The sequence below is a fragment of the Archangium sp. genome (assembly GCF_036389735.1).
Classification (GTDB): Bacteria; Myxococcota; Myxococcia; order Myxococcales; family Myxococcaceae; genus Archangium.
Map to the genome: position 1 here is coordinate 1 of NZ_DASVWK010001092.1, position 8,790 is coordinate 8,790.

Sequence of the window (8,790 nt, forward strand, 5' to 3'; positions counted from 1 at the left end):
TCGCTGGCGGGAGGCCATCCGCGCCTACGAGCAGGGTCTCAAGGCCGACCCGGGCCTGACCGAGGTCTTCTACAAGATGGGCCGCGCCTGGAGTGAGCAGAACCAGTACGGCAAGGCCATCGACTGGTACGTGAAGGCCACCCAGGTCAAGCCCGACGAGGCCGATCCCTGGTACCACCTGGGTTACGCCTACAAGGAGAAGGGCAAGAAGAAGGACGCGGTCAAGTCCTTCCAGGAGTACCTGACGCGCAAGCCCGACGCCGCGGACCGCAAGGAAATCGAGGACGAGATCAGCTTCCTCGAGTAGTCACCCGGCCCTCCCCGGGCGTCCGTTTCCGGGCGCCCGGGTGCGACATGCCTTGCCGGGCCCGCGCGGGGTGACTACAACCCGCCCCGCCATGTTGGATCTCAAGCACGTCGCGCAGAACTTCGATGCGGTGGTCGCCCGGCTGCAGTCCCGGGGCGGCAGCCTGGACCTCGGCCCCTTCAAGAACCTCGTGTCGGAACGGCGCGACCTGTACGTGGCGATGGAGTCACTCGCCGCGCGCCGCAACTCCGCCAACGAGGAGATGAAGCGCAAGGCCAAGGAGGACCCCGCGGCGCTCGAGTCGCTTCGCGGCGAGATGCGCACCGTCTCCCAGTCCATCAAGGAGAAGGAGACGCGCCTCAAGGAAGTGGAGGAGGAGCTCAGCCGCATCCTGCTGCTCATCCCCAACGTCCCCCACGAGTCCGTGCCCACCGGCACCAGCGCCGACGACAACGTCCAGGTGCGCAGCTGGGGCGAGAAGCCCAACCTGCCCTTCACCGCCAGGCAGCACTTCGAGCTGGGCGAGAAGCTGGGGATGCTGGACTTCGAGCGCGCCGCCAAGGTGTCCGGCTCGCGCTTCGCCTTCTACAAGGGAGCGCTCGCCCGACTGGAGCGCGCCCTGGTGAGCTTCATGATCGACGTGCACACCCAGAAGGGGTACGTCGAGATGCTGCCCCCCTACCTCGTGCTGCGCGAGACGATGATGGGCACCGGCCAGCTGCCCAAGTTCGAGGAGGACGCCTTCAAGACGATGGGCGAGCCCGAGCGTTTCCTCATCCCCACCTCCGAGGTGCCCGTCACCAACTACCACTCGGATGAGATTCTCGACGGGGACACGCTGCCGGTGAAGTACTGCGCCTTCAGCCCCTGCTTCCGCGCCGAGGCGGGCTCGGCGGGCAAGGACACCCGCGGCCTCATCCGCCAGCACCAGTTCCACAAGGTGGAGATGGTGAAGTTCTCCCACCCGGACAGCAGCCTGGACGAGCTGGAGAAGATGACGGACGACGCCTGCGACATCCTCCGGCGCCTGGGGCTGCACCACCGGGTGATGCTGCTGTGCACCGGGGACATGGGCTTCGCCTCCCGGAAGACCTACGACATCGAGGTCTGGCTGCCCGGCCAGGGGACGTACCGGGAGATCTCCTCCTGCTCGGACTGCGGCGACTTCCAGTCCCGCCGGGCGAAAATCCGCTTCCGGGCCCAGAAGGGGGACAAGCCCCAGCTCCTCCACACCCTCAATGGCAGCGGGCTGGCCGTGGGGCGGACGACCATCGCCATCCTGGAGAACTACCAGCGCGAGGACGGAAGCGTCGCCATCCCGGAGGCGTTGGTGCCCTACATGGGTGGTCTCAAGGAGTTGAGGCCGCTCTAGGCCTCTTCCCGCTGTCAGACTCCGGGGCCTCACAACGTAGTTGCAATGGGCCCCGGATGATGTAGAAGGGCGGCCCACGCGGTTCGTGGCGCGCCCGGCTTCAAGCAGTTGGAGGAGTGGCCGAGCGGCTGAAGGCAGCGGTCTTGAAAACCGCAGGTGGCGAAAGCCTCCCGTAGGTTCGAATCCTACCTCCTCCGTTTTTGTTCTTGTCGTACGTGGTTCTTTGACAGTAAAGGCACTGGAGAGATGGCCGAGAGGCTGAAGGCACAGGTTTGCTAAACCTGCATACTCGAAAGGGTATCGAGGGTTCGAATCCCTCTCTCTCCGCCACTCATCTTGGTTGTGGTAGCGCGGAAGTGGTTGTGGTACAGAGGCAACGGTTGTGGTAGATGCGGTGCGAAGGTAACGGCAAGCTCCCTTAGCTCAGCTGGATAGAGCGTCGGACTACGAATCCGAAGGCCGGAGGTTCGAATCCTCCAGGGAGCGCCATCCTTTCCCCTCTTCCAATCCCCTCATGAGTCCGGACGAAGTCTTCATGCAGCAGGCCCTTGCGCTCGCGCGGGAGGCTGCTGGACTCGGGGAAGTTCCTGTCGGTGCGGTCGCCGTACACGATGGCAAGGTCATCGGAGTCGGCTTCAATCGACGGGAGATCGACCGCAATCCCCTGGCCCACGCTGAAATCTTCGCGCTGGACGCAGCGGCCAAAGCGCTCGGCGCGTGGCGACTCACGGGTGTCACCCTGTATGTGACCCTGGAGCCGTGCGCGATGTGCGCTGGAGCGCTGGTCCAGTCGCGAGTCACGCGCCTGGTTTTCGGAACGATGGACCCGAAAGCCGGAGCCGTTGGCTCGCTCTACAACCTCGCGGAGGAGCCCCGGCACAACCACCGGCTCCACGTGATGAGTGGGGTGTTGGCGGACGAGAGCCGCCAGATGCTGAAGGATTTCTTCGAGCGCCTGCGCGAGAAGAAACGCGAAAAGTGAATACTGGAGAGCTGGCCGAGTGGTCGAAGGCACCTGACTCGAAATCAGGCATACCGGGAACGGTATCGTAGGTTCGAATCCTACGCTCTCCGCTGAGTGTCTCATGGAGAGGTGGCCGAGCGGTTGAAGGCGCACGCCTGGAACGCGTGTATATCTGAAAGGGTATCGTGGGTTCGAATCCCACCCTCTCCGTAGTTGTTACTTGGTTTGTAGAGCTTGTGGTCGGGACAACGTGGGGACGTGAACCCCGCCAGGTCCGGAAGGAAGCAACGGTAGCGCACCTCCGCGTGTGTCCCGGCCGTTCTTGTGAAGGAGCCGGGTCTTCTGAAAAGAAGACCCGGCTCCTTCTTTTTTGCCTCAGTCGCGCGCCAGCACCGTCTCGCGGCCCACCTGGTCCACGATGCGGAAGCCAGCCGCCTGGAGTTCGGCCAGGGCCCGGCCCTCGAAGGTGACGGCTCGGTTGAAGCGCCTGTCCCGCATGGCCGACTGGAACATCTCGTCCCGCGGGTAGTCGCACGTGCCCCAGGGGATGTTCTTGCCGATGTAGAAGAAACCTCCGGCGCCCCACAGGCCCTCGTTGACGATGAGCAGCCCGCTGGCGTCGCCCCGGGTGGCCGCGACGATGGCGCGGAACTGGTCCCCTCTCAGGTCCCCCGGCGGGTAGTAGCGCCCCGCCAGCAGCGTGGCGGCCAGGGCCAGTGCGCTCCATGCCCAGCGCAGCCGGTCCTCCGTGCGAGCCAGCACGAAGGAGGCCACGAGCGGGGCGGCGGCCAGGACCAGCAGCACCAGCGCCGGGTAGAGGAAGCGCTCCTCCTTGTGCGGCGTCGCGACGATGGCGGCGAGGTAGGCCCCCGCGCAGAAGACGGGAAGGGACAGCGCGAGCCGCTCACGGCGGGCGAGCACTCCCAGGAGCAGGGCGACCCAGGCCCAGCCGGGCAGGCTGGTGAAGAAGAGCGGCAGGTAGAAGCTCGGGGGTTGGGAGCCGAACGCATTCGCCGCCTTGCTCGAGAGGACGTTGTAGTCCACATAGGCGAAGAAGGAGTGGAAGGGCTTGCCCCACGTGTACAGGTCGAGCCCCCCCAGGCCCAACGCGATGCCCAGGCCCGCGAGGCAGGTGAAGGCGAGGACCCGCCACCGTCGCGCGCCCAGCAGCCAGACGAGCGCCGCCAGCACCATCACCCCCGAGCTGTAGCGCGTCACCACGGACAGTCCGAGCGCGAGTCCGCCCACCAGGCCCGCGCGCGTGGGACGCTCGGTGCGGTCCAGCGCCTCCATGGCCACCACCAGAAAGGCGGTGGAGAGGGACTCTCCCAGCGTCCGGCCAGCGAAGATGAGCACCGGCCCGTAGAGACCCACGAGGAGGGCCGAGAAGAGTCCCCCACCCGGCCCGGCCCGGCGCGCGGCGAAGCGGTACACCGCCCACAGCATCCACACATGCAGCGCCGCTTGGGGCACGGCGATGAGGGCGCGGTAGGCCACCGGGTGCGCGAGGCCCAGCACGTCCGCCACCTTCAACAGCCCCGTGACCACCAGGGGCACTGCCCAGTTGCGCAGGCCCTCCCTCCACTCCCAGGCCATGACCCCGTAGCCATGGGCGCGGAACCACGCCGGCTCGAGCACCTGATACACCTCGTCCGGGTGGATGCGCCCAAGCTGCGCCACCGCGATGACCGCGGGCAGCAGCCCCAGCACCCCCAGCAGCAGCACGCGCGGCCACGCTCGCGGTACCGGGGCGAGCGGAGTCTCGGGGTCGGGGACAGCGGACGGCGGCGGGGCGGTGACGGGCGCGGGAGCGGTCATCGGGAGGACCCCGGGACTCTCCCTGTCCTGGGGTGCGACTGCAAGGCACGTGACGTTTGTCCGCCCACTCCACGCTCACTCGAAGCGGCGCTCGGACACCGAGTGAAGGAGACGACTCCTGGCGTCCCTTTTTTGGACTTCAGGGGGCTGACTTCAAAAGTAGAGCGGCCAGCGTATGGAAACAGTGCGCCCGCGTGTTCTCCGTGTTTAGATTCGAGCCCCCCATGAGCTATCTCGTCCTCGCCCGTAAATGGCGCCCGCAGACCTTCGACGACATGACCGGCCAGGAGCACGTGGTCCGGACCGTCGCCAACGCCATCAAGATGAACCGGGTGGCACACGCCTACCTGTTCTGCGGCCCCCGAGGCGTGGGCAAGACGACCGCGGCCCGCCTGCTCGCCAAGGCGCTCAACTGCGAGAAGGGCCCCACCGCCAACCCCTGCGGCCAGTGCCAGGCCTGCCTGGAGATCGCCGCGGGCACCTCGGTGGACGTGGCGGAGATCGACGGTGCCTCCAACAACGGCGTGGAGAACGTCCGCGAGATTCGCGAGAACGCCAAGTACCTGCCGCAGCGCGACCGGCACAAGATCTACATCATCGACGAGGTCCACATGCTCTCGGGGGCGGCGTTCAACGCGCTCCTGAAGACGCTGGAGGAGCCGCCCGGGCACGTGAAGTTCATCTTCGCGACCACCGAGGCCCACAAGCTCCCGGACACCATCCTCTCGCGCTGCCAGCGCCACAACTTCCGGCGCATCTCCGCCAAGGTGATGCTCCAGCGGCTGAAGTACATCTGCGAGCAGGAGAAGGTGGCCATCTCGGAGCAGGCGCTCGCCATGGTGGTGCGCCAGTCCGAGGGCGGCATGCGCGACGCGCTCAGCCTCTTGGATCAGATCTTCTCCGCCTGCGGCCCCGAGCCCACCGACGAGGCCGTGGCCGATGCCCTGGGCGCCATCGACCGCACCGTGGTCCAGGACTTCGCCGAGGCCCTCGTGCGCAAGGACGCCCGGCGCGTCCTCGAGCGCATGGAGGAGGTCTTCAACCGCGGCGTGGACCTCAAGCGGCTCACCGAGGAGCTGGCGCTGCAACTGCGTCACCTCTTCGTGGCCAAGACGCTGGGCGAGGCCCCCCCGGAGCTCGCCGAGACCGAGCGCACCGCGCTCACCACCCTGGCGAAGGAGGCGGACTCCGCGCAGATCTCCCGCCTCTTCGACGTGGTGCACGGCTGCGTGTGGGAAGTGTCTCGCGCGCCCCAGCCCCGGCTCGCGCTGGAGATGGCGCTGCTCAAGGCCATTCAGCTCTCGCCGGTCGGCTCCATCCCGGACCTCATCGCCCGGGTGGATCGCCTCGCCGCCGGGCTCGGGCCCGATGACGCTCGCAAGGTAGCTGCCGGGGCGCCTGGAGGTCGCCCCGCTCCCGCCAACTTTCGCTCCCACTGAGCGTCCCCCCGAGCCCGTCCGCTCCGCGCCGGCGCCTCGCGCGCCCGAGCCCGCCGTGCTTCTCACGGCGGTCCCGGCCCCGTCGCGTCCGCTGGAAGCCAACCGCCTCCCCTCCCCCGGAGGTCCCCGCCACCAGGCGCCCCCCGCCCCGGAGCCACCGAGGACCACCGCCGCGCCCGTGCAGCCCACGGTGCGCGTGACGAACGTGCGCCTGCCGTCGCCACCACCCGAGGCCCAGGCCCCGGACGAGCGCCTCTTCGACGAGGAGGGCCCGGCCGATGGCTGCGCTTCCGGCGAGTGCCTGCCCGACGTGCCGCCCGTCCCTCTCGCCGAGCCGGAGCCGGAGGCCGACTCCGTCCGGCCCTTCGACGTCCACCACGCCTCGCGCGCCGCGGCCCCCATGGCCCGCTCCGGCCGCGACAACCCCGGGCGTCCCCTCCAGGACCGGTGGCGCGCGGTGGTGGATACCGTGCGAGGCTCCTCCGGCCGGCACGCCCAGTCGCTCGCCAATGGTCGCCTGCTGTGGATTCGAGATGGGGAGGTGGCCGTGGCCTATCCCCCCGGCCCCAACGGCGCGAACTTCCACAAGACCACCGTGGTCGGTGCCAGCGGGCGCGCCCTCATCGAGAAGGCCCTCTCCGAGCACTTCGGCCGTCCCACGAAGCTCGTGGTGCAGGACGCCGTCGAAGGCGATGCCGGCCCCGCCGTGGGCCTCGTCAGCATCGCCGAGCACGACGCCCAGGAGCGCGCCGCCTACGAGAAGAGTACCGAGGGTCGGGTCCGCGTCCACCCGGCCATCCGGGCCACGCTCAAGCACCTGGGGGGCGAAATCGAACACATCCAGGTGTACGACCAGCCCGCGCGCCCGGCGACCGCCCCGGCGAACGACACTCCCGACGAGAGCGCCTGACAACGGGCGCGCCCGACGCTAGGGTGCGCCCTTCGCACTCATCCGCGAGCGGTCCCCCCGATGCCCGCTCGCACGCCACACGAGGAAGCTCATGCCCGGCATCGACCTGAACTACTTCATCCGTCAAGCCAACAAGCTCACGGAGAAGATCGAACAGCGCAAGAAGGAGCTGGCCGAGGAGACCGTCGAGGCCAACGCCGGCGACGGTCGCGTCACCGTGGTCGCCAACTGCGTGCAGGAGATCAAGAGCATCAAGATCGACAAGTCGCTCGTCGACCCCAACGACCTGGGCATGCTCGAGGATCTGGTCACCGCCGGCGTCAACGCTGCCCTGGCGAGCAGCCGTGAGAAGATGCAGCGCGAGCTCGGCAAGATTTCCGGCGGCGTGAAGATCCCCGGCATTACTTGATACCGAATGACTCCTGATCCGCTCAATCGCCTGGTTGCCCAGCTCGCGAAGCTTCCGGGTATCGGTGAGAAGACCGCTCAGCGGCTGGCGTTCCACATCCTCCGCGCCCCGAGCGAGTACGCCTCGGACCTGTCCCAGGCCATCCGCGAGGTGAAGGAGAAGGTGCACCTGTGCACCCGCTGCTTCTCCCTCACCGACTCGGAGCTGTGCGGCTTCTGCCGGGACAGCCGGCGTGACGAGCGCGTGCTGTGCGTGGTGGAGACGTACGCGGACCTGATGGCGCTGGAACGCACCCGCGAGTTCAAGGGGCGCTACCACGTGCTGCACGGCGTGCTCTCGCCGCTGGACGGCGTGGGCCCGGAGCAGCTGCGCATCAAGGAGCTGCTCACCCGGCTCGGGGATGGCCATGTCGAGGAGATCATCCTCGCCACCAACCCGGACGTGGAGGGCGAGGCGACCGCGCTCTACCTGATGCGACTGCTCAAGCCCATGGGCCTGCGCGTCAGCCGCATCGCCCAGGGCCTGCCCATGGGCGGCGACCTCGAGTACGCCGACCAGGCCACGCTGGCCAAGGCGCTCAGCGCCCGGCGTGAGCTGTGAGCCTCGCGGCTACCGCGTGACGCGGTAGCCGAAGGGCTGCACCACCGTCACTTCCTTGTCCCGGTGCGCGGGGAAGCGCAGGCGCTCCACCTGCTTCTCCAGGCACCTGCCCACCGGCTGCGTCGCCAGCGGCCCCTGGATGCTCGCCTCCGTGCGCCCCGAGGAGAAGATGGTGAAGCGCACCTGGACCTCGCCCTGGTCGGAGGGCAGCTCGCGCTTGTACTGATCGAAGCACGACATGATGCGGGCCCGGCCGCGCGCCACTACACGCTGGATGTCTCCGGCCTCCAGCGTCACGCGCGTCTTCGCCGTGCGCGCCGGCTCCTTCACCGGAGCGGGCGACTCGGTCTCCTCGGCGGGGGGCGAGGCCACGGCGGCCGGCACGGCGGCCAGAGTCTCCTGCGTGGGCGGCGGGAGTTGGGTGGCTGGCTGGGCCTCGGCGACCGCGGTCTGCGCCACGGTCCCCGCGGGCGCGGTGCTCGGAGCGGCGGGGTCCGGTGTGACCACGGGGCTCGGCGGAGGCGTGGGATTCGCCGACGGCGGCGGGGTCTGGACCACCGGCGAGGGAGGCGTCGTTCCGACGTTGCGCCCCACCACGAAGGCCCCACCGGCCAGCAACAGGAAGGTCGCCGCGACTCCCACGACGAGCCCCCAGCGGCGCGCGGGTGCCCCGACCGCCGGAATACCCGTCACGGACACCGGGGACACGACGCTCGTCTGCCCCTCGGAGGCGGGGGGGGGCGTGGCCACCGAGTATCCCGGAGAGGACCCCGAGGAGGACGTATCGGGCATCACCGGCACCGGGATGCCGGACTGACTCATCCTGGAGAGCGTGGGGATGCGCGTCTTCTGCGTGTAGCGCTCCTCGCCGAAGCTCTGGCGCAGGTACGCGGCGAGGGTGCCGCCGGTCGGCGACATGGGCTCGCGCACCAGAAGGGCCTCCAGGTCGTCCGCGAACTCCGCGGCGGTGG

Annotated in this window: 9 protein-coding genes, 5 tRNA genes and 1 other RNA gene; 13 read left to right on the forward strand and 2 right to left on the reverse strand. The window is 68.7% G+C overall.

The window, feature by feature from the left end:
- The 9 genes from VF794_RS39235 to ffs form a co-directional block, all read left to right on the forward strand.
- Nucleotides 1-307 (forward strand): tetratricopeptide repeat protein (locus VF794_RS39235; protein WP_331118752.1); only part of this gene is annotated, 307 nt, incomplete at its 5' end.
- 91 nt (nucleotides 308-398) lie between these two features.
- On the forward strand, nucleotides 399-1,679 hold the full coding sequence (gene serS, locus VF794_RS39240) for a serine--tRNA ligase (RefSeq protein WP_331118754.1): 1,281 nt from the start codon (nucleotides 399-401) through the stop codon (nucleotides 1,677-1,679).
- A 110-nt stretch (nucleotides 1,680-1,789) separates the two neighbouring features.
- Nucleotides 1,790-1,876: transfer RNA gene (locus VF794_RS39245), tRNA-Ser, on the forward strand.
- A 43-nt stretch (nucleotides 1,877-1,919) separates the two neighbouring features.
- Nucleotides 1,920-2,009: transfer RNA gene (locus VF794_RS39250), tRNA-Ser, on the forward strand.
- Between the two features lie 82 nt (nucleotides 2,010-2,091).
- Nucleotides 2,092-2,168, forward strand: a tRNA-Arg gene (locus VF794_RS39255).
- 25 nt (nucleotides 2,169-2,193) lie between these two features.
- Nucleotides 2,194-2,661, forward strand: a complete 468-nt coding sequence (gene tadA / locus VF794_RS39260) for a tRNA adenosine(34) deaminase TadA (RefSeq protein ID WP_331118756.1) — start codon at nucleotides 2,194-2,196, stop codon at nucleotides 2,659-2,661.
- Nucleotides 2,662-2,666: 5 nt separating this feature from the next.
- A tRNA-Ser gene (locus tag VF794_RS39265) sits at nucleotides 2,667-2,753 on the forward strand.
- A 13-nt stretch (nucleotides 2,754-2,766) separates the two neighbouring features.
- Nucleotides 2,767-2,853: transfer RNA gene (locus VF794_RS39270), tRNA-Ser, on the forward strand.
- Nucleotides 2,854-2,876: 23 nt separating this feature from the next.
- Nucleotides 2,877-2,969: signal recognition particle sRNA small type (ffs, locus tag VF794_RS39275), an RNA gene on the forward strand.
- 49 nt (nucleotides 2,970-3,018) lie between these two features.
- On the opposite strand, the gene VF794_RS39280 is transcribed toward ffs, so the two are convergent.
- The gene (locus VF794_RS39280) at nucleotides 3,019-4,461 is read right to left on the reverse strand and encodes a glycosyltransferase family 39 protein (protein WP_331118758.1); all 1,443 of its coding nucleotides are present in this window, start codon (nucleotides 4,459-4,461) and stop codon (nucleotides 3,019-3,021) included.
- Nucleotides 4,462-4,685: 224 nt separating this feature from the next.
- On the opposite strand from VF794_RS39280, the gene dnaX reads away from it, so the two are divergent.
- From dnaX to recR, 4 genes are all read left to right on the forward strand, one after another.
- Nucleotides 4,686-5,900 carry a DNA polymerase III subunit gamma/tau gene (gene dnaX, locus VF794_RS39285; RefSeq protein WP_331118760.1) on the forward strand — a complete coding sequence of 405 codons (1,215 nt, stop codon included), beginning with the start codon at nucleotides 4,686-4,688 and terminating at the stop codon, nucleotides 5,898-5,900.
- 178 nt (nucleotides 5,901-6,078) lie between these two features.
- Nucleotides 6,079-6,810, forward strand: coding sequence for a DNA polymerase III subunit gamma/tau (locus VF794_RS39290; RefSeq protein WP_331118762.1), 732 nt, complete (start codon nucleotides 6,079-6,081; stop codon nucleotides 6,808-6,810).
- 91 nt (nucleotides 6,811-6,901) lie between these two features.
- Nucleotides 6,902-7,219: a YbaB/EbfC family nucleoid-associated protein gene (locus VF794_RS39295; protein WP_331118764.1), complete on the forward strand. Its 318-nt coding sequence runs from the start codon at nucleotides 6,902-6,904 to the stop codon at nucleotides 7,217-7,219.
- A 6-nt stretch (nucleotides 7,220-7,225) separates the two neighbouring features.
- Nucleotides 7,226-7,819, forward strand: a complete 594-nt coding sequence (gene recR, locus VF794_RS39300) for a recombination mediator RecR (RefSeq protein WP_331118766.1) — start codon at nucleotides 7,226-7,228, stop codon at nucleotides 7,817-7,819.
- A 9-nt stretch (nucleotides 7,820-7,828) separates the two neighbouring features.
- Here the strand turns inward: recR and VF794_RS39305 are convergent.
- Nucleotides 7,829-8,790 (reverse strand): AgmX/PglI C-terminal domain-containing protein (locus tag VF794_RS39305; protein WP_331118768.1); only part of this gene is annotated, 962 nt, incomplete at its 5' end.